This is a genomic window from Ktedonobacter sp. SOSP1-52 (assembly GCF_016587395.1).
In genome coordinates, this window is the sequence record NZ_BNJH01000007.1 from 232,631 (window position 1) to 252,723 (window position 20,093).

At 52.6% G+C, this 20,093-nt stretch carries 19 protein-coding genes and 3 pseudogenes; 13 read left to right on the plus strand and 9 right to left on the minus strand.

Translation table 11 applies throughout. The features are described 5' to 3' along the window. The first annotated feature begins 296 nt into the window (after window positions 1–296). Window positions 297–578 carry a hypothetical protein gene (locus JMJ16_RS50545; RefSeq protein WP_201394028.1) on the plus strand — a complete coding sequence of 94 codons (282 nt, stop codon included), beginning with the start codon at window positions 297–299 and terminating at the stop codon, window positions 576–578. Window positions 579–675: 97 nt separating this feature from the next. After that, window positions 676–1,497, plus strand: coding sequence for an IS6 family transposase (locus JMJ16_RS50550; protein ID WP_201394029.1), 822 nt, complete (start codon window positions 676–678; stop codon window positions 1,495–1,497). A 294-nt stretch (window positions 1,498–1,791) separates the two neighbouring features. Here the strand turns inward: JMJ16_RS50550 and JMJ16_RS50555 are convergent, their stop codons facing one another. Next, window positions 1,792–2,292 carry a hypothetical protein gene (locus JMJ16_RS50555; protein WP_201394031.1) on the minus strand — a complete coding sequence of 167 codons (501 nt, stop codon included), beginning with the start codon at window positions 2,290–2,292 and terminating at the stop codon, window positions 1,792–1,794. Window positions 2,293–2,599: 307 nt separating this feature from the next. Here JMJ16_RS50555 and JMJ16_RS57730 point away from each other — a divergent pair. The 3 genes and pseudogenes from JMJ16_RS57730 to JMJ16_RS50570 all read left to right on the plus strand — a co-directional run. Then, window positions 2,600–2,913: pseudogene (locus JMJ16_RS57730) on the plus strand (transposase); the annotation flags it as partial. A 116-nt stretch (window positions 2,914–3,029) separates the two neighbouring features. Further along, window positions 3,030–3,407, plus strand: a pseudogene (locus JMJ16_RS50565) (transposase); the annotation flags it as partial. A gap of 378 nt (window positions 3,408–3,785) precedes the next feature. Next, window positions 3,786–4,361, plus strand: a complete 576-nt coding sequence (locus JMJ16_RS50570) for a DinB family protein (RefSeq protein WP_007913552.1) — start codon at window positions 3,786–3,788, stop codon at window positions 4,359–4,361. 331 nt (window positions 4,362–4,692) lie between these two features. On the opposite strand, the gene JMJ16_RS50575 is transcribed toward JMJ16_RS50570, so the two are convergent. Both JMJ16_RS50575 and JMJ16_RS50580 read right to left on the minus strand, forming a co-directional pair. Next, on the minus strand, window positions 4,693–5,373 hold the full coding sequence (locus tag JMJ16_RS50575; RefSeq protein WP_201394042.1) for a hypothetical protein: 681 nt from the start codon (window positions 5,371–5,373) through the stop codon (window positions 4,693–4,695). 354 nt (window positions 5,374–5,727) lie between these two features. Beyond that, window positions 5,728–7,113 carry a tetratricopeptide repeat protein gene (locus JMJ16_RS50580; RefSeq protein ID WP_201394051.1) on the minus strand — a complete coding sequence of 462 codons (1,386 nt, stop codon included), beginning with the start codon at window positions 7,111–7,113 and terminating at the stop codon, window positions 5,728–5,730. Window positions 7,114–7,131: 18 nt separating this feature from the next. On the opposite strand from JMJ16_RS50580, the gene JMJ16_RS50585 reads away from it, so the two are divergent. Next, the gene (locus JMJ16_RS50585; protein WP_201394053.1) at window positions 7,132–7,515 is read left to right on the plus strand and encodes a hypothetical protein; all 384 of its coding nucleotides are present in this window, start codon (window positions 7,132–7,134) and stop codon (window positions 7,513–7,515) included. On the opposite strand, the gene JMJ16_RS50590 is transcribed toward JMJ16_RS50585, so the two are convergent. Continuing rightward, window positions 7,498–7,749, minus strand: coding sequence for a hypothetical protein (locus JMJ16_RS50590; RefSeq protein WP_201394055.1), 252 nt, complete (start codon window positions 7,747–7,749; stop codon window positions 7,498–7,500). The two genes, JMJ16_RS50585 and JMJ16_RS50590, sit on opposite strands and share 18 nt — an antisense overlap. A gap of 245 nt (window positions 7,750–7,994) precedes the next feature. Between JMJ16_RS50590 and JMJ16_RS55560 the strand changes: the two genes are divergently transcribed. Continuing rightward, on the plus strand, window positions 7,995–8,984 hold the full coding sequence (locus JMJ16_RS55560; protein WP_236601430.1) for a recombinase family protein: 990 nt from the start codon (window positions 7,995–7,997) through the stop codon (window positions 8,982–8,984). After that, window positions 8,947–9,057 (plus strand): annotated as a pseudogene (locus JMJ16_RS57735) (hypothetical protein); the annotation flags it as partial. The gene JMJ16_RS55560 and the pseudogene JMJ16_RS57735, both read left to right, overlap by 38 nt. Window positions 9,058–9,585: 528 nt before the next feature. Here the strand turns inward: JMJ16_RS57735 and JMJ16_RS57740 are convergent. Together JMJ16_RS57740 and JMJ16_RS50605 are read right to left on the minus strand one after the other, a co-directional pair. After that, complete coding sequence (locus JMJ16_RS57740; protein WP_374229190.1) at window positions 9,586–10,326, minus strand: ISAs1 family transposase; 741 nt, start codon at window positions 10,324–10,326, stop codon at window positions 9,586–9,588. Next, complete coding sequence (locus tag JMJ16_RS50605; protein ID WP_201389704.1) at window positions 10,271–10,579, minus strand: transposase family protein; 309 nt, start codon at window positions 10,577–10,579, stop codon at window positions 10,271–10,273. The genes JMJ16_RS57740 and JMJ16_RS50605 overlap by 56 nt, the downstream gene beginning before the upstream one ends. A 170-nt stretch (window positions 10,580–10,749) precedes the next feature. On the opposite strand from JMJ16_RS50605, the gene JMJ16_RS50610 reads away from it, so the two are divergent. After that, on the plus strand, window positions 10,750–11,190 hold the full coding sequence (locus JMJ16_RS50610) for a VOC family protein (RefSeq protein WP_236602117.1): 441 nt from the start codon (window positions 10,750–10,752) through the stop codon (window positions 11,188–11,190). 584 nt (window positions 11,191–11,774) lie between these two features. Continuing rightward, on the plus strand, window positions 11,775–12,989 hold the full coding sequence (locus tag JMJ16_RS50615; RefSeq protein ID WP_201381603.1) for an IS256 family transposase: 1,215 nt from the start codon (window positions 11,775–11,777) through the stop codon (window positions 12,987–12,989). Window positions 12,990–13,421: 432 nt separating this feature from the next. Here the strand turns inward: JMJ16_RS50615 and JMJ16_RS55570 are convergent, their stop codons facing one another. Together JMJ16_RS55570 and JMJ16_RS55575 are read right to left on the minus strand one after the other, a co-directional pair. Further along, window positions 13,422–14,513 carry a DNA polymerase domain-containing protein gene (locus JMJ16_RS55570; RefSeq protein WP_236602118.1) on the minus strand — a complete coding sequence of 364 codons (1,092 nt, stop codon included), beginning with the start codon at window positions 14,511–14,513 and terminating at the stop codon, window positions 13,422–13,424. Then, complete coding sequence (locus JMJ16_RS55575) at window positions 14,501–15,889, minus strand: 3'-5' exonuclease (RefSeq protein WP_236602119.1); 1,389 nt, start codon at window positions 15,887–15,889, stop codon at window positions 14,501–14,503. Before JMJ16_RS55575 ends, JMJ16_RS55570 begins: the two co-directional genes overlap by 13 nt. A 334-nt stretch (window positions 15,890–16,223) precedes the next feature. Between JMJ16_RS55575 and JMJ16_RS50625 the strand changes: the two genes are divergently transcribed. The 3 genes from JMJ16_RS50625 to JMJ16_RS50635 all read left to right on the plus strand — a co-directional run bounded on the left by JMJ16_RS50625 (window position 16,224) and on the right by JMJ16_RS50635 (window position 18,363). Beyond that, a protein-coding gene (locus JMJ16_RS50625) for an IS630 family transposase (RefSeq protein ID WP_201394059.1) occupies window positions 16,224–17,347 on the plus strand; the annotation gives its coding sequence in 2 pieces (ribosomal slippage) (window positions 16,224–16,638 and window positions 16,638–17,347; 1,125 coding nt in all). 66 nt (window positions 17,348–17,413) lie between these two features. Beyond that, complete coding sequence (locus JMJ16_RS50630; RefSeq protein ID WP_236602120.1) at window positions 17,414–17,704, plus strand: hypothetical protein; 291 nt, start codon at window positions 17,414–17,416, stop codon at window positions 17,702–17,704. Window positions 17,705–18,102: 398 nt separating this feature from the next. Next, window positions 18,103–18,363 (plus strand): hypothetical protein, encoded by a 261-nt coding sequence (locus JMJ16_RS50635; protein WP_201394061.1) that lies wholly within the window; start codon window positions 18,103–18,105, stop codon window positions 18,361–18,363. Window positions 18,364–18,563: 200 nt separating this feature from the next. Here the strand turns inward: JMJ16_RS50635 and JMJ16_RS50640 are convergent, their stop codons facing one another. Next, entirely contained in the window at window positions 18,564–19,841 is a 1,278-nt protein-coding gene (locus tag JMJ16_RS50640; RefSeq protein ID WP_201394063.1) for an MFS transporter, read from the minus strand. Between the last annotated feature and the right edge of the window lie 252 nt (window positions 19,842–20,093).

A 20,093-nucleotide genomic window follows, 5' to 3' on the forward strand; every position in this document is an offset into this window, starting at 1 on the left:
ACGAGAGCTGCCTTTTTACATCAGAAGAGCCACAAGGTGGTGTTCCATTATACCCCAAAGCACAGTTCTTGGCTCAATCAGATCGTGCATCTGGCTGAGTATCTTGGTACGCAAATGACTCAAACGTGGCTCTTTTGTCTCTGTTGAAGAGTTAGAGGCCAAAGTACTGGCTTTCATTGAGTATTACAATCAAACGGCTAAACCTTTCCGGTGGACCTATCAAGGGAAAGCCTTAACTGTCTAATCAGAGAAAGACTTTGGCCTCAGTGTACTAGTAGTAATAGAAGGAATAGAACATGCATCCTAGTGGAATTCAACTGCTTACCGGGGTGGTTGTCCTGGTTATTAGCATCGCCCTCTGGTGGGTTATCTTTTCAAGAGCAGGCTACAGTGGCGCACGTAGTCTGTTGATGCTAATCCCCATCGTAAACGTTGTGATCTTTTTGATGTTTGTCTTTAGCGAATGGCCCGTTCAGAAAGAGGTGAAGATGCTGCGCCAGCAACTAGTTATGAACAGGCCTGGAATGTATCCACCACAGGGGCCACAAGTTCCGCCTTATCCCCCATATCGCCAATAAGGTTCTTTCAGAACTCAAACACCATCTTGGCGATGCGATTATCTTTCTGTTATACGCATCCTCGGAAAAGAGGGTTGAACGAGGAGAGCATGAACTGATGAGCTGTCCCCATTGTGCAGTGTCTTCAGCCAAAAAACGAGCGAAGAAGACAGAATTGGGCGATGCAACCTTCTTCTGCCCAGGATGCCGACGGACCTTCAATGAACGGACTGGGACTCCATTTAACTATCTTGAAGTACCTACTGATGTCGTTTTCCTTGTTGTTTTCTGGCGACTACGGTATACGTTGCGTCTTCGTGATGTGGCTGAGATGTTTTTGGAACGCGGCTTTGTTTTCACGCATGAGACCGTTCGAGAGTGGGAAAGACGTTTTGCTCCCTTGATGACCGACCAGTTGCGGACAAAGCGACGTGGACGAGCAGGAAGATCCTGGTACGTGGATGAGACCTACATCAAGGTGAATGGAAAATGGTGCTATCTTTATCGAGCTGTTGATGAAGACGGCAATCTCGTGGATTCGCGGTTGAGTGAAAAGCGCGATATGGATGCCGCACAACAGTTCTTCAAGCAAGCCATCGCAGTTGTTGGGCACACCCCGCAACAGGTCACAACTGATGGGCATCGTTCCTCCCCTCGTACCATACGCGAAACGATGGGAAATGAAGTATTGCACCGGACAAGCGTCTACCTCAACAACCAGATTGAACAAGATCATCGCGGGATCAAACAACGCTATTATTTGATGCATGGCTTTGGAAACGTTGTATCCGCTGCTCGCTTCTGTCGAGCATTTGATGAGTTACGCCAGTATTTCCGCCTTCACGCAACGACAAAGAGCGCCATCTCACTGGCTCAACGGCGCCAGATTTTCTGTGAACGGCTTGTGGCCTTGCATGAACTTATAATGCTTGTTTCATAGCTTTACCACAGTCTTTGAAGAAGCTCTTTTGGATCTCTTGTACATCTATGTGTTCTCAGTTCTGACAGAACCCCGCCGCGCAAAGCGCACCTGTTCAGTGATCTTGTTGAGAACACCGTGCTACGGAATAGTGTTTACGGGTTTCACGGTAAATCGCTCCCGTGAGTAAAAGCACTAGCATGTTTGACCAATGCGCACTCTCTTTCCATTGCCATCTCACGAGAACCATATGAGATGATGAACGGGAACAAGAACCACGTTCCCACCTGCAAGATTGAGAAACTATCCTAGGGCTTAGGGAATGTTAGGCTTTGCTCGTTCATGTTTCCGATCCAAGTACACCGTTGCCTCGCCACACAGTATCTCAAACATCTTCAGTGCTGCTGTTCCTGTTACCTTGAAGGTATAGATGTTCAGATTACGAAAGATGGAGGCTTTCACCTTTGGGCAACGAGCAAGCACGAAGGATTGAAAGCCCACAATGACTTCATAATCCCCCACAAGCACTAACTGCTTTCTATCCTTTGAGATGTACCCATCCCCATCAATAACGCCTCTCCAATAATGTTTCTCAAGTTCAGGTGAGACCTGTGCAGGGGTCGTTGAAAAGGTTTTATTTGGAAGAACGCCATGTGCAGCCAAGTCTGCGGCCATTTCTGAACTATAGGTGGTAAAGGAATAACTTCGCTCATTCTTGCTTATCATTTGCGTTGCCTGTAGAGCCTGTTTGAATTTAACGAGGTGTTCGCAATCCTGTATTCCTAAATTACGTGAGTTCTGGATAAGGAGATCCACCTCCGATGAGTTAGAATAGGAGCATCAACAAAAAGCTTCTATCCAGCATCGGAGGGATCTAGAAATGAGTGTACTCGAATTGTTTTGCGATGTCGATGATTTCATGCTGAACTTTGCACCCAATCTCAAAGCCACTCAGATCGCAGCAGGCAAACAGCGCCAACGTCCAGGGCAGTTGTGGCCAAGCGAGATCATGACCATTCTGATCCATTTTCATCAGTCGCACTATCGAACGTTCAAAGCGTATTACACCCAGCACGTGCAGATGTACCTACCCAGCGAATTTCCGCATCTGGTGAGTTATACACGCTTTGTCGCGCTCATTCCTACGATGCTCGTGCCTCTGCTTGCCTACTTACAGAGCCGCTATGGAGCTTGTACGGGCATCAGCTTCATTGACTCGACCTCATTGGAAGTCTGTGATCCCAAACGCATCCACCAGCATCGCGTCTTTGCTGCCGATGCCAAGCGGGGAAAATCGTCGATGGGCTGGTTCTTTGGGTTCAAGCTCCATCTGGCGGTCAACGATCAAGGCGAGTTGCTCGCATGCTGCTGGGTCTTCCGCGAAGTTGATGAAATGGGAATGAGGAGCAATGAGAGGATTTTTGGCCGTTTTTGCAAACATCTCTGTTTTTGCTGAAGTTGCTTCTCAAGCATACTCAAAGACTGTTTACTTGTCAACAAGCAAACAGTGTTCTCTCTGAATCATCAACTTCGCGGAAGACCCATGCTGCTTGACAGCAGGCAATGTCGATGATCGCGCTCCGGTGCCTCAGATGGTACAGCGTCTGCGTGGCAAGCTGATTGGGGATCGCGGCTACATTTCTGCTCCCTTGAGCGAGTTGCTCTTTGAGCAGGGGTTGCAGCTCATTACTCGCTTGCGGAAAAACATGAAAAACCGTCTGATGCACCTTTCTGATAAGCTCTTGGTGCGTAAACGCGCGATTATTGAGTCGATCATTGATCAGCTCAAAAATATCTCGCAGATTGAGCACTCTCGCCATCGTAGTCCGACCAACTTCGTTGTTCATTTGATTGCTGGGCTTCTTGCGTACAGCCATCAAGCCAAAAAGCCCAGCCTTCATCTCGATCAACGCTTGCTTCTGGCTGCTTAATTGGGTTGGCTTATCCAGAACTCACGTTATTGAAACGTTTTGAAGACCTCGCTTGCTCGTAAATGGCCCCCTTATTATAGCTATGAATGGCTCTTTTAACAGTTCCATTGTCGTAGTATACTGCTGCCATCGAGATGGTAGTAAGTGCGAAGAGTGGTTCTTACACATTCTCGGTGATAAACTCTGTAATAGAATGGCACATGCCCTGAATCTGAGCTTGAAAAATGGGAGAAGCCAAACAGATAAACTCATCCTTCATCGAGAGTGTGTAAGAGCCACTCGTCACCTTATTTACCAAGCCTTGCTTAAGGGAAACAGGCGCTGAAAAAACCTGAGATCCTTTTACTTTCTAACAAAAATTCATTGATGGAGACCCCTATGCTCGATTTTAGTGCAGTGACAAGCGGCTCTCAGACCCTGGCAGACATAGCCGCTGGTCTGACAAAGACCGATCTTTATCAGCTTACCGATGAAACGATCAATGTAATGCAAGAGATCATTACTGATACAGTTGATGCGGACGTGACATTCGTGCCGCTAGATCCCCAGGCGAACGATACCTTTGGGAATTCTGAAGAGGCCGCCCTGGCGTGGACTCTGGGCCACGTGGTGGTTCACGCCACCGCTTCATCCGAAGAGGCCGCCGCCCTGGCTCTCGTGCTGGCCCGTGGTCTGCAGGTTGAGGGTCGTTCGCGTTACGAGACTCCCTGGGAGAGCGTGACAAGTATCGCTCAGGTGCGCCAGCGTCTTGAGGAGAGCCGTCGTATGCGTAAAGCTATGCTCGACGCGTGGCCTGACGAGCCTCACCTGGATACTATAATGACATATTCATTCTTCCCGCAAGCTGGCGAACTCAATGCCATTGGCCGCTTTATCCTGGGTTTATACCACGATGCATCTCATCTGGATCAAATGCGTGAAATAGTGCACCAGGCAAGCGCGTCTCGTGTGTGACATTGTTGTGATGGGGCGGCTAAAGTCGCTCCATAGCTCTGCAAAAATGCTAACGCCAAAACAAAAGTACAGTGTGCTGGCTATTTAGCATATCCGTTCCAAAATCTCTGACTCATGCCAAGAAACGAGAGGCAGAAAAAGCACGGAAAGGGTTTATCTCAAGTGGATACACCCCATCGTCAGCACGCCAGACCTCTGCGATGAGGCAAGAGGACGTGTTCTCTTTGCTCAATGAAGCAAAGGGTCAGACTGCACAGAAACACATTCGTGCATCTTCTCTTTTCTCTGGCTTTTGACTATTTAGGCGGCCCTCCGGTAGTCATGGTGTAACCTACCCAACATGGGAATGGCGATCACCCGGCTTGGGGGCTTCAGAAGAGAAGCAGACGGAACCGATGGCACCGGAATGCGTTGCCCCAGCCCTTGATGGGGTCGAGCCTGTCTGAGACGTGTTCGGCTCTCGTGGAGGACAACAAGGCCCTTCTATGTCAGGCTCTGCATTTTGCAGACCGTGCTTTTTCCGCCACAGGCGCCTCACCTCGCGGCGATCCAGCCAAATGACATCCCGCTCCGCCTCATAGATCCAAAGGATCCCTTCAGTACTCATCCACTCATGTAACGTCTGCCGTCCTATGCCGATCTCTTTCGCTGCGGCGGCGACGGAGATCAGTTGATGCGGCAAATGCTCGCGGTAGAATTGCAGGAGCGCCGCATGCAGCAATCCCCCTACGCCTGTGTGCTGGCATCCTTTAGGGAACGACCAGGTCTTTTGATCCAGCGCTGAACCATACACGACGGATGCCACCTGATAGACCTCTCTGCGCATACCTCCAGTGATCTGCCATCCCCATGATGTCTCTTGCCGTTCTGGTTGAACCGCTGCGGGGTAGCCTTCGACATACTCCGCAATCCAGCACAATTTCTGGCCCAGATGTAGAAGTTGACTTTTCACTGGAGTGGGCGTGGTGCTGTTTTGGAGTGGCAAGGGAGCAGGAGGAACAGAGCGGGGCATATATTCCTAGTTATTGATGAGTTTGTGGCATTCTTCTGGGGTACACAAGAAATATCACCTTTCACTTGCTTCCTCCAAAACAGCACCACACACTCCGGTGCAAAGTCAACACAACTCCAATGCAAAAACAAAATCTACAGCAAGGCCCCAATGGCGAGACGGGCGTCTACCACTCGCAAGACCATGGCTATTCACGGCTATAGGACAATGGTCCACCCCAAAACGCGGGCACGATGCCGCCTGCGCCCGTACCCACCCAGGTCCTCTTCATCATCCAGGTTCAGGTCAAGCCTCTGCACTCAAGCACTTCAATACACTCGGAGTGCTAACCCTTCACCTTTACTAGCCTCCCTTTCATATCCCGTATCGCTCCAACAGTGGCCTCGCATATTGCGCAAAAAACGTCGGATTATCTTCCCGTATCCAATAGAGCGGCTTCAATAATATAGGTGGGAAGAGATTGGTCAACGCTTGCTCTATCGCCTCCATCGCCAGATGTGACTTCCCTGGATAGTAGTAGGCACACAGCATCCCTTTCCAGAAAAAGACATCATCTCTTGTTCGATCTGTTTGAATTATCTTCTCTAACTGATTTAACCCGTTTTTGAGCTTTCCACGTAGTCCAAGCGCAACCCCCAAACACACTTGAGCTGCATTTTCTTTGGGATTGGTCGCAATAATCTGCTCCAGGTATTCTGCAACTTCCAAGGCAGGACGCTGAACGGTGAAAGAAAGACAGACGAGCATCCATTTGGGGTCTATAAATTTGGGATCTTTCTCAACTGCTGTCTCAAAATTTTGCTGAGCTTTTTCCGTGTCTCGCATATGCAAGTACGCATATGCACGGTTGTGATAAGAGATAGCGTAGTCAGGTCTAAGGCAAATGGCAGTGTTATAGTCATCAATCGCCTTTGTAAATTGTTGCAGCCAATAGGAAGCATAGCCCCGATTATCGTAGGCAGCAGCATTGTTAGGATCAAGACCGATGGCGGCATTGAAATCATAAATGGCCTTTTCAAATTGCTGTTGCATACAATAGGCGATGCCTCTCATATGTAAAGCAACTTTATGATTTGATGTCAAATCTATTGTACGACTTAAAAAGCCAATACACTCACCAAATCTTTTGTCTGAAAAACGTTTACTTCCAAGCTCATAATATGTCTCTGAGACTGCTTCTTTCACATCAGCTTCCTGCGGAAGGAACGCGAGAGCTCGCTCATACCATTCAATTGCTTTAGCTGTATTATACCAGCGATTTGCTTCTCCAAGGACACAACAGAGGGCAGCCATAAGCTCTTGAGGATAGTTCAAGAGCGCGGGAAGTTTCTCAGGTGTCTGAGAATAGTACCAATAGAGTTCATTGAGTCCACCTGAATATTGATAAAAAAGGTTTCTGCTTGCCCATTGCCACCTATTTTTCGCACTTGTGGGAAGAGAGGATTCGAAGAATCTTCCTATCTGATTTGCTTCACGAAGGACCCTGCGATTAAACAGCGTCGCCATGATCTTAAAGGGAAGCAAGTGATGGAGTCCATCAGCAGGGTCAAACCAGAAGCACTGCAGGCAGAGGTCAAGGTAGAGCGCGGTCCAGTCCTCATCTTGCAGGCGCTCTTTGAGGGTATGATACTCACGCCGCTGCTCGCGTTCTCGCAGGACAGACTCTATGATCTTTTTGAGTGAGTCAGTGATATCCTGTATCTGGGGCTCCTTGCGACGCTCTAGGAGGTAGAGACGCAAGAAATCCCGCACCTCCTGATGGAGCGAGGGTTCACCTTTCTCGGTAAAGATGAAGCTGTAGCGGCGATGGAGTCGGCGAAGCGTTTCTTTGTAGTGCGTTTTGGCCTCCTCTGGCGTCAAGCCGATGGCTTGCGCCAGAATCATGGGCTCATTGGTACGACGGAGCAGCGCCAGGGCGTAGAGTTTGCTGCGCTCGCGCTCGTCAATGCGGGTATGCTGGAGATAGCGATCGACCATCTTGTCTATAATCTCCTTGTGCCCCTCAACCTCTTCGGTGACCTTGTTAATATTCCCTGTATCGCTGTAGAGTGCGGCGGCGATGTTGACGGCCAGGGGGATGCCCTTGGTGACATCCCAGGGCTGTTGCAAAGTCGACAAGCCCGCTCAAGCAGCGACCTTTGATAAAGCTTTGTCGAATTGATAGCTAAAGGTCCGTTGGGCATGTGGAAGATTCGTTTTGCCTCGACGAGCCATCAACCCAATGGCGGTATTGTTCAGCAAGGCAAGCACATGAGGAGCATGACCCATTCGTAGCTGCGAATGATCTTCTTGCAAGGTCCGGTCTCGCCGATAGTGCAAACCATTCTCAATGGTATAATCACAAACGACAAATTTTGCCTTTGTCGAACGAGACATCTGCCCAAGAAGCCAGCGCGAAGAGGCTTCTCATACGAGAGACAATATCCTTCAGAGGCAACTTCTTTACTCGGTTGTCTGAAGGCAGAAAGCAATGAAAAAACGACAGTGGAGTATTCAACGTTCAACTATTGAGACTCCTGATGCTCAGTGGCGATGGGATCGAGCATACCAATGCCTTCTCCAATGGAGTGTCCAGCCAATCCCTTCCCCTTCCCAGGAGCCAGAAAAACAGGAGCAGTCCAATGAATGTTGCTGTCTACGTTCGCGTTTCGACGCCACGACAAACACAGACGCAGACGATCGAACAACAACTCGACCGTTTGCAGGAATATCATAAGACCCAAGGATGGCCATGGCAAGAAGAGCATATCTTTCGCGACGATGGCTACAGTGGTGCGAAGCTTCGTCGTCCCGGCCTTGATCGATTGCGGGAGCAAGTAGGACGTGCCATGTTTGATCGAGTCGTCTTGACGGCTCCTGATCGCCTCGCTCGCAATTACGTTCATCAAATGCTCCTCATTGAAGAATTTGAACGTGGGGGCTGCCAGGTGGAATTTGTGGATCGACCGATGAGCCATGATCCCCATGATCAACTCCTGCTCCAAATTCGTGGAGCTGTGTCCGAGTATGAACGGAATTTGATTGCAGAACGGATGAGACGAGGCCGACGGCAGAAGTATCTGGCAGGTGGACTGCTTCCCTGGACCCGTGCGCCCTATGGCTATCGGGTTGATCCTGCCCACCCCCGTGATCCGGCGGGGGTTCGCCTCGAAGCAACAGAGGCGGCAATCGTGGCAGAACTGTTCTCTAACTATCTGCAAGAGGGGAAGAGCTTAAAGGCCGAGACCCAACGTCTAACGAGCCTGGGCGTTGCCAGTCCTGCAGGAAGAACACGATGGAACCAGGCAACCGTCCGAGGCATTCTCACCAATCCTGTCTATACTGGAACGGTCTACATCGGGCGCAGCCGCCCTACGGAAGCCCGGGGACGACATTCAGCCCTGGTTCCCATTGGCCGAGGCCGGGGAGGCCATGTCCAGACGAGCCAGGAGGAATGGACTGCTGTCACTCAGGTTCCAGCAGTCATCACCCAGGAGCAATTTGATCTGGTGCAGCAAAAACTTGCTCACAATCAGCAATTTGCCCGCCGCAACAACACCGCCTACCCCTACCTCCTGCGTGCCATGGTCAGTTGTGGGATGTGTCGGCTTGGCTGTATTGGTCGCGCGTAGCCGCGGAGGCTATGCCTACTACGTCTGTGTAGGCAAAAGCCATGGAACCATCTCGCACCGGGATGAAAAATGTTCAGCACGCTCGGTTCCTGCTGACCAACTCGATGAACTGGTCTGGCAAGATGTCTGCGAGATGCTGACGCATCCCGGTGCCATTGCCACTGCGCTCTATCGGGCTCAAGGTGGGCTGTGGCTTCCTCAAGAACTGCAAGCTCGCCGGGAGAATCTCCGCAAGGCACGAGTCAGCTTGGAACAGCAGATGGAACGGTTAACCGATGCGTACCTGGCCAATGTGCTTCAACTTGAAGAATACAAGAGGCGCAGGCTTGAATTGGAACAGCGTTTGTCCGTGATTGCTGAACAAAAACGGCAACTGGAAGCGAATGTGGGGCATCACGATCAACTTGCAGGGATGGTCCAATCGATTGAAGCATTCTGCCAGCGCGTCCAACAAGGGCTCAACGAGGCCACGTTTGAACAAAAACGCCAACTCATCGAACTGTTAATTGACCGCGTTATCGTCACCGGCGATGAGGTTGAGATCCGTTATGTGATCCCAACCTCATCCAAAAGTGAGACCATACGTTTTTGTCATTTGCGATTAGACTATTTCAATACCCCAATGTTCTCGAACCAACTCCAGAAGACGTTTGGGAGTGGCATAGGAGGTGGGCAAACTCGTGATCCCATAGGCAATCTCTTGCTCGATCTGCCCCTTGGCATTGATGCGTTGCCGCTCCAATTTGAAGACCTGAGAGAGACCAGGCCACTCAGCATAGTGAGACAACAGGCTACTGACCGTGATGTGTCGTTTTTCTCGCCGTCCATGCCCTTTGTTCACGGAGGACGCCGAACGAAAGTCAGTGGGAGGAGCTGACCAGCCAGGCCGCACCGATGGCGGCTCAAAGAGCGTTTGCAGATCTTGATACATCTGCTTTTGATTTTCCTTGATCATCCAGAGATAGTCTCCTTTGGCTTGCAGGATCATGTGACTTAGAGGGCGAGAAGCAAAGATGGCATCGCCACTGACCAATGTTCCACGCAAATCGATGGTTGCCAAGAGCTCGGGAGCGGCGCTCACCTCACTGCCTGAGGTACTCACCTGAACCTGAGCCAGGACGACGCCTTCTTTGGGAAGGTAGGCTGCAAGCAGATGGACGCCTTGCGTGCTCCCAAGAGGAATCGTCCCTCGTAAGGTTTTGCCGTCCAAACACAGATGCCTTTGGCCTGGAGCCAACCGACGAGGGGTCTGACGAGCAAAGAAGCGACCGATCACTTGCTCAAGCTCATCTGGATCGGTTGCTGACGCCAAGAGACGACTCCAGGTACTGAAGTGTGGCATGCGTTGATGTCGCCAACCAAACAGCGAACGCAATTCGTGCTGGCGCAACTGAGTGAAGTCGAGCCATCGCTCGGCTACTGGTTTGTCCGGCCAGTTTCGCTAGGACTCCGATGAGCAGAATGTCTGCCAAGGGGTAGCGCACGCCACGCCGATCTCGATGATCTCTGACATGCTGTAACTGTTCATACAAGGCCTCTAGATCAAAGAGGAGTGCCTGATTGGGAAGAGAAAACTGATGGGAACGTGTTATCATCTTCATGAACGAGCCTTTCGTGGTGTGGAATTGGACCTCTCAACCATTCCTAATGCACGAAAGGCTCTGTTTTATTCCTTCTTTTTCCATTTATTCCCGACTTTGCAACAGCCCTGGCCTCCTGATCTGAGTTCGTTGACAGGACGGACGACATCTTATAGAATGGACCTATGGCACTTAAACGAATGGACAACGTCGGCATCGTGGTGGAATCCCTCGATGCCGCTATCTCTTTTTTCGCTGAGCTCGGCCTCGAGCTCGAAGGGCGAGCCATGGTAGAAGGCGAGTGGGCAGGGCGCGTCACTGGACTGGGCGACCAGCGCGTTGAGATCGCCATGATGCGCACGCCAGACGGCCACAGCCGGCTCGAGCTCTCGCGATTTATCACGCCTCCTGTGGTCGCCGATCACCGGAACGCTCCAGTTAACGCTCTCGGCTACCTACGCGTTATGTTTGCCGTGGACGACATCGACGATACGCTTGTCCGGCTCCGCAAGCACGGCGCAGAGCTTGTCAGCAGCGAAGTGGTCCAGTACCAAGACGTGTATCGGCTCTGCTACATCCGCGGACCTGAAGGACTTCTCATCGGGCTGGCCCAAGAACTCGGCTGAGTCGCCGCGGTTTCACATGGATCGCGAACTCACGCAACTCCGCTTTCTCCTTGAGGCATCATCACAACGCCATCCCCCTCGCTCGCACTAGCCTGGATTGTACACAACGGTCTCTCCTCCAGATCGTAGGCTTTTCCAGAAAACACACCCTGTTGTGTCCGTGGACACCATCCTTTACCGGTGGAGATCTCCTCCTCCTTCACAGAAGAGCGTAATCTTCGAGAGAAGCGAGACGGGCAGCGCAAGGCATTCGCCGACAGAGGAGGGGCACAACAAGGCAAAAGAGGGCGTTTGGCGGCATGAGACAGAGCAATGACCAGGCCTGCCTGATATCGGGGAAGACGTCGAGCTGATGACACAGCGCCTGAGGGGTACACTAGAGAGAGAAAAAAAGAACAAAGGAGGAACACACAGCATGACCCCCTTGCAGGCTGCTCAGCTCATCTTAGGCGACACATCCTTACTTCCTCTGAAAGAGTGGGAGGGTCTCAATGGCGAGCTGGGCGTCACTCGGTACTGTAAAGTATTTTGTGTAGAGGTCATACTGAATAGAGAGAGCAGTAGCAGCAGAAAGGAATCATCCCATGACCATACGCAAAGAGATACTTGACGAACTTCTCAAGGATTACGCTGACCCCAAGGATATTCTCGCCGAAGGTGGTCTCCTCAAGCAACTGACCAAAGCCGTCATTGAGCGCTGCTTGGAGACGGAACTTGAGCAGCATCTGGGCTATGCCAAATACGCTCCCAAAGCCGAAGGAAGCAGCAATGCTCGCAACGGGAAAAGCCGGAAACTGCTCCAAAGCGAGCAAGGACCTGTTGAGATCAGTGTTCCTCGTGACCGAGAAGGCAGCTTTGAACCCCAGCTCGTGAGAAAGCATCAGAGCCGTTTGGAAGGTCTCGAGCAGAAGATCCTCACCCTCTATGCTCACGGACAAACCACCCGTGATATTCAGGCCCAATTGCAGGAGATGTATGGAGTGGAGGTCTCACCCACCTTGATCGCCAATGTGACCGATGCCGTCATCGATGAGGTGCATCAATGGCAAACCCGTCCTCTTGATGCTCTCTATCCCATCGTCTACGTCGATTGTCTGGTCGTCAAGGTCCGTGAGAGCCAACGGGTGATCAACAAAGCCTTGTATCTGGTGCTCGGCATCACGATGCAAGGACAGAAAGACCTTTTGGGGATGTGGATCTCACAGACAGAGGGCGCCAAATTCTGGCTCTCCGTGTTTACAGAACTGCACAATCGAGGGCTCAAAGATATCTTCATTGCCTGTGTTGATGGCCTCACCGGTCTGCCAGAGGCCATCGAAACGGTCTTTCCTCGTACCCAGGTGCAACTGTGCATGGTCCATTTGGTGCGCAATTCCTTGCGTTTTGTTGCCTACAAGCACAGCCGAGAGGTAGCCGCTGACCTGCGGGCGATCTACACGGCGAGTACCCAAATGGAAGCTGAGTTCAACCTGGAACTCTTCGCTGAGAAATGGGATCAGCAGTATCCTACCATCAGTGCCTCTTGGAGAGCACACTGGACCAACGTGATCCCGCTCTTTGCCTTTCCCGAAGACATTCGCAAGATCATCTACACGACCAATGCCATTGAATCACTCAATATGACCCTGCGCAAAATGACGCGCAATCGCCGTATTTTCCCTTCGGATGAGTCCGTGTTCAAGATCATGTACCTGGCTGTCCAAACCGTCTCCAAGAAATGGACCATGCCGCTGCGTGATTGGAAAGCCGCCCTCAACCGCTTTGCCATCGAATTCGCTGATCGTTTTCCTACCAATTAGCTGAAAGTCCACAAAATACTTGACAGACCCTATCACTCACAAGCCCACGGCCACTACTCTCTCTTCATTCTCATCCCTTCCGAGGATCAACACTCTACGCAGTCCTATCCCCCTACGGATCGCGACCAGGTCATCCATCTTGCCGAATGTATTTCCGCCTTCGCCGGCGCGCAGGAGATCCTCCCCTCATCCAACCACACACCATCTGCCGCTGCTTTCCGACCCATCTCTGGTTCATCTGGCTTCGCAATGCCTTCTTCAGCCTTACTGATGCATAGTTGTCCCAGGAAAGACGGTCTCAAGGGCTTTTTCTGGCCCAGACAACACTACCATGACGAGGCCACCCAACACCAGATTCAGGAAGCGCTTCGTTCAGCTACCGCCCGCATGTATGTCTGAGGACCTAGCACGCAAAGCGGTCTTCTGGTCTCATCACCCTTGTTCCTCCACGCCAGACACCTCTGACGCGTACCGGATCCAGCGTACGTGCATCTGCTCCACGGGGCGATCAAAAAAACTTGTTTGCGCATCCAGACGAAAGAGTTGGAGGAAGTCCTCTGGCTCAAGGGCAACGCGCAGGCGCTCCGCATAGGAATTCAGGAGCACCTGTTGATAATAGTCACTATCATAGGCTGGTAGATCTGGGGAACGCCCAAGTGCAGAAGAGGGAGGGGCCACTCGCATTGTTTCCCCGCTGTCTTCTTCAGCGTCTTCCAGAGGAGAAATGTCGTCAATGTCGTCGGGCAACCACACAGGAGTACCAGTGGAGGCACGGTAAAAGCGAACATGCTCACCACTCTTCCACTGCCTTCTCCCCGCGAGCAGTAACGCTTCGTATTGCGCTTCTTTCTGCCTTGCACGACCAGCAAGATACGTCTGCGCATCTTTCGAGAGCCGAAAACGCGTGGCGACATCGGAGGCCGGAAGTGAGCGTGTCCGCAGCGCTCGGAGCGTGTCCTGATACCCTTGCGCCACGCCAACCAGGTCACCCTGCATCACACAGCGCAATGCCTGGCGCAAAAACCGCTCCCCATAGGGCTCCGATCGACTCGACCGCATGGCCGCTCCTCGCACGATCACCTCTCCCGAATACGTCAAGAGCGCATAATTCTTGATCGCGTGAGAGAGCATCGCGCCATAGCGCGCTTCGTATTCCAGCTTCACTCCGTCGGGCAACGTCGCGCCCACCTGGCTGACGAGTGCTCGTTCTTGCTCTTCACCCCATTCACTGGGAACCGCAAAGTAGACCCCATCGGTATCCGCTTCAATTGGCACCATTCCTCGCTCTCGTAGGGACGCAAGAAGACTATCGAGCAGTGCCCTGCCTCGCCTGGTCACCTCGTTTGCCGCCTCCAGATCCGCAAAGAGCGCCATCGACGTCGCTCCCAGATAGCCATACGCCGCGTTAATCACCGTCTTCATGGCCGCCTGTGTGCCATCATGTTGATTGCCTTCCATAGAACCAGCAGGCGCTTCCCGAGCGGCGCGTTTATGGAAGAGACGCAACTCCGTCAACCGATCCATGAAATGCAAAAAACGCCCAGGCGATCGCACTTCGGCGCAATCCGAAAAGCCCGAATCAGCGAGGGATAGAGAGAGGCGACGTCCGCCTTGACGACATGCTCAACGACCCCCTCTGCCAGAAGATACGAGGCTCCCCCTTGATGTTGCCCATAGCGTTCTTCCTGGCCAGTTGTATAGGGTGGCAATGCCGCACCAGCTCGCACATATGCCCGGACCATCATCGGCTCAAGGATCCCCATGGCTGGACCGGCTGAAGCTACTCGCTCATAGCGACGAGGGGCCATCCCGGCGAGGGCAAAGGCAGCTCCCATCAAGCGACGCGAAATCGCGTCTACCTCACACACATCGTCGAATGCATATGTGCGTACCAGATCTGGGTCACGCTGATAGGTCTCATAGATCTTGCTCCCTTCGATATAGACACGTTCTGGAGCAGCCATGCCGAAATGGCGAGCGACCTCCTTCAGGCGATAGGATGGCAGCGAGCGTGCAACAAAATCATATCGACGAACTGCATCTAAGGTATCGATCAATTCTCGTCCCGCGACACTGAAGCGCTTGCGTTTCCTGCGATGAGCTCCCGCTTCCTCAAACGATTCCAGCTGCAACGGCGCCCCAGATCGCCCGAGCAACAACGGCACATGGAGCGCCTTTGCGCGAGCCTCAAGAAACGGGAGGTCAAAGCCAAACAGATTATGGTTCTCGATGACATCGGGGTCCAGACGACGAATCACTGCGCACAGCTCGGTGATGAGGGCAGGTTCGTCTTTAGGGGTAGGCGCTTCTAAAATACAATCTTGCCCACGATTGTCTCGAAGAGCAACCAAAAAGATGCGACCACGCGAAGGATCAAGCGAGGTGGTTTCTACATCAAATTGCAGACGATGCAGATCATCATAGGCCAGACCTCGAAAGAAGACACGCCCCGTTTGCATCAGATATTGTTCCACGGGGCCAACACGGTAATAGTCTTCCCACAAGGAACCAAGTGAGGTCACCTGGCGGCCCAGGCGTCGTGAGGCTCCCGCAAGAAGCATCCGCTCTAACAGATGCCCATCGCGAGCTGAAAGCAGATACCGATACGAGCCAACGGAACCTTCCAACAAGCGATAACTAACTGGAGATTGATCCATTTCCCAAGGAAGCGTCGCCAGAGGTTGCGCGTGCAGCGGAGGGAGATCCTCCAACGTGCTTGCAAAGAGCCAGGGGCGAAACGTTGCTTTGCTACAGCTGATTTCTCCCCCTTGCCGTTGCCAGACAAGCGCTTTCCCTGCCCGTGTCGCCCAGACAGAGACAATACCTGGTGTCGGATCCCAGCCGAAGAGCATCTCATCATGAAGCTGGGCCAGAGCACTCGTTTCTGGATCGGCTGTCATGGGTTCGTCCTTTCGTATCAGAGCAGCACCTCTGGATGCCCCATTTTTTCAATGCTCGCATGTTGCCTGGTGGGCAGATACCTGTATGATACTGCCAAAAGCGGTGAAGCCTCGTCCTGATTGACAGGAAGAGCGAGATCTCCAGGAAAACACGGGAGCACATTCGAGAAGGAAGTCGATGGCTGTTACTGAACATCGAAGATCAGCTACTCCTTCCTAAAGCCCCTCTGAAACGTCCTTTCTCCCCCCTTTGCTCTTGAAATCCGTATGGTATACTAGTAGTCAGTCTAGTTTGAAATTTATGGTATGCTGAGGAAAAACAGGAGAAGATCTCATGGGACGACCCGCTCCGATGCACCTCAGCGAAGATGAACGAGACCACATGCAGGTGTTTGTGCGACGTGGCAAAGCCAATGCGCGAACCCTCACACGGGCGAGAGTGCTGTTGAAAAGCGATGCAGGCTGGACGGATGCCGAAATCGCCCAGGCTCTCGACATCTCGGAGCAGACAATCCGCAACATTCGCCAGCGCTTTCGTGCGGGAGGCGTCGAAGCAGTGCTCACCGACAAACGGCAAGAGCGCCGACGCCAGGCACTGACGGATGAGCAAGCTGCCCATCTTATTGCCATTGCGTGTAGCAAGGTTCCTGATGGGCATGACCACTGGACGGTTCGCATGCTGGCAGGCCAAGCCGTCGAATTGGGATATGTTCGAGGGATCTCGCCGGAAACCGTGCGCCAGTTACTCAAAAAAACACGTTGAAGCCGTGGCAGCACGAGCACTGGTGCATTCCAAACGTCGATGCTCCCTTTGTGGCAGCCATGGAAGATGTGCTGGATTTGTACGCCCAGCCCTATGATCCAGATGCACCTTTGGTCTGCTTTGACGAGAAGCCGCTGGTGCTCCATGGAGAGGTTCGTGAGCCCCTGCCCGTGAAACCGGGATCTCCCCAACGTTCTGATTACGAATATGAGCGGTTGGGGACCGCCAATCTGTTTGTGTTCGTCGAGCCCCTGGCTGGTCGCCGTTGTGTCGAGATGACCCACCAGCGCACTAGGCTGGATTTCGCGCTGACGATCCGCTGGCTGGTGGATGAGGTCTATCCTGATGCTCGCGTCATTCGCTTGGTCATGGACAACCTCAACACTCATACGGTGGGCAGCCTCTACGAGGCGTTCCCTCCCGAGGAAGCCCAGCGTATCTGGAAACGGCTGGAAGTGCATTATACCCCCAAGCATGGGAGTTGGCTCAATATGGCCGAGATCGAGATCAGCATCTTTGAGCGGGGCTGTTTGTCCAAACGGGTCAAAAGCTTTGAGCATCTGTGGCAACACATTGAGGCCCTGGCCAGCGAACGCAATGCACAACGCTGCCAGATCCATTGGCGCTTTACCTGTGCTGATGCTCGTGCTCAGATGCATGATTTGTACCCCTCCCCAAAAATCAAACTGGACTGACTACTAGTGAGAAATATACACGTTTCTCGTTCAGAGCGACACATCAAAACACAGGCATTCAAAAATATGCACCTTCTCATCAAACATCACTGGGACACCACACACAAGACGTGGTCGCCCACACAGTTCACCACCCATGTTGCCAGGCATGGCCGCACGCTTTGCCGCAATGGGAAACCGGATGCAGATTCACAAGGGGGCATCTCCTCGCGTGGCTGGCGTCTCTCCCTGCATGGCAAACCGCAACACATCTCCTGTAAGTCCTGTCTCCACCATCTGGAGAAGACAGCCATTGAAACGACGCTTCTCGAACCAACGCGTTTCGATCGCCACCCAGAGCCCCCCAGGGGGCGCTAAGGGCGACGGGGAGGGGGCCTGCATTAGGGCTGGCCCCCTCCATCTGGGGCAGGGCTATGGCACAGAGGTCGAGTCTACATCCATCAAATTCGCCACAAACTAGAGGCCAATCCTACGCATCCGCGCTACATAGAGATCATTACCGGTACCAGTTACCGTTTCCGCCAGTCCTGCCAGCCTATTTGTGATCTCCCACCAACGGAAGCAACACAGGTCTTATAGAAGAGAAGAAAAAGCATGCCAGCGTCCATACTCAAGGTCCTGGAAGCACCCACCTGCAACCCGAAGAATATAGGCTCACGCCCAGATCCCACGCGTCAGGCTCACATCATCAGACAACTCAGCCGCCCATTACCAATGGGCAGATCCCTCTTAATAGCCTGCTCGAAGATGTCGGTATGTTCGTTAAAGGGCTGGATCGTTTGCGCGAAGATCTGGAACACTGCCAGAACACGCTAGATAACCTGGAAACCTGGGGCATCAACGATCCCCAAGCGAACCAAAACCAGGAGCTCGCGCAACACGCCAAACAGGCTCTACAAGCCCTCCCACTCCTTCATACCCTCGTCGAACGTGGCCTCTGCCACCCCATGCGCCATGAACTACATTTTCTGCGCGAGCAGGTCACACGCTACGCGGGCCCCCAGCATGGCGCATAGAACCTCTGCTCACAGCGGAAACAAAATAGCGCTCCCGCCCCTTTCCCTCACGGCAAAGCATACAAACCATCATATGTAGGCGCAGGGCTTTAGCCTGCGCCTCTCTCCCTCTCCTCTTCACCGTCCCACTCCGCGATTGGCAAAACTCCGAATTCGCTGCCGCCATCCAATCCTACGCCCCCATCTCATCGAAATTTCCGCTAGCCTTTCTTGAGCACTTCTGCGGGCAACACTGGTTCACTCTCGCTGGTAGTCAGCCCGACTCGCCCTCTATGGTTACGATAGATACGGCCCAGCGCGAAATAGCCTACCGCGACCAGCAGACCTATGACGAAGCAGCTTCGCCAGAGGATGGATGCTCCCCAGTGCTGTATTATCAGGCCACCAAACGCAGGCGCGGCGACAACAGAGAGCGAGCGTATCGTCTGGAAGACCCCTTGATAGGTACCACGTAGCTGCGCTGGCGAGATATTCGCGATAACCGCGATTGAGGTGGGGAAATAAGGTATCTCGCCCAGGGTCCAGATAGCAACACCCAGCAGAAAGCCCGTATAGGTATGTAGGACACTAAAGAGACCCATACCAATCCCCAGCAGCAACGCCGCGATACTCAGTGAAGTGTTGGGAAAGAAGCGCTGGCAGAACGCGGTCACAGGCAGACTTACCAGAACAACTTCTATAGCACTCATTCCATTGATGGAACCATACGCTAATGGCCCCAATCCATGAGCCTGCATATCCAGCGGTATCGCGGTCAGACATTGCATATACACGCATTCAAAAAGGAAGCCCAGTAATGCATAACTCCACAGCCAGGGATCAGCCAGGGTCACCCGTAAATGCTTCGGGCGCTCCATATGCACCTCGTTCACGGTCTTTCGCGGTCGATGTGTTTCTGATAGCCCCAACCAGATCAGAAGACCGAAACAGAGGGTCGTCAACGCGTCTCCCAGGAAGAGGAGCAAATACGATATTGGAGCCAGCAATCCAGCTAGAACCGGGCCAATCGCCGAGGCGATATTGTTGATCCAGTAACGCAAACTATAGGCTTGAGCAATCTTCTGAGGCGGTGTCGTATCCGCGATAGTCGCGGATATCGCTGGCGAGGCAAGGTCATTGAAGAACGCGTAGAGCACTGCGAACCCAACAATGAGCGCGATGTGCGAGACAAAGCCCAATATAAGCAGGATCGCCGCCCCCATGAACAGGCTTATCAAAATAGTGACCCGGCGTCCGAAGATGTCCGCGAGCATACCGCCACATACTCCAGAGAAGAGTGACCCCAGACCTATGAGCGAGATGACCAGCGTGGCTTCACTAACCGTAAGATGCCTCGCCGATGTAAGATACAACGCGAAAAAGGGTATAACAAAGCGACCCACCCGATTGATAAAGGAGCCTATTGAAAGAAGCCAGAAGGGGCGCGAAAATCTCCAGTTCTCAAATAAGTCGGCAAAGCGCTTCGTAAGCGGCTGCATAATGTAATCCTTTCGCGGTTGAGATGTCCCTCATATCATAACACCAGACAACCACCCCTACCAGAACGACCGAGCTATCCCTCTTGCCCCGCGCCTTGCCCAGATCAAAGCAAATAGATATACTTGCATACAGAAGCCAGTATCGCTCCATCACAGCGGCTATCGTAGAAAGTAGGGCCTCGCCAGGTATACTGCACCTCCTGACCAGCAGCAGCAAACCTTCCGCATCACACCCGGCTGGCGACGCTTCTT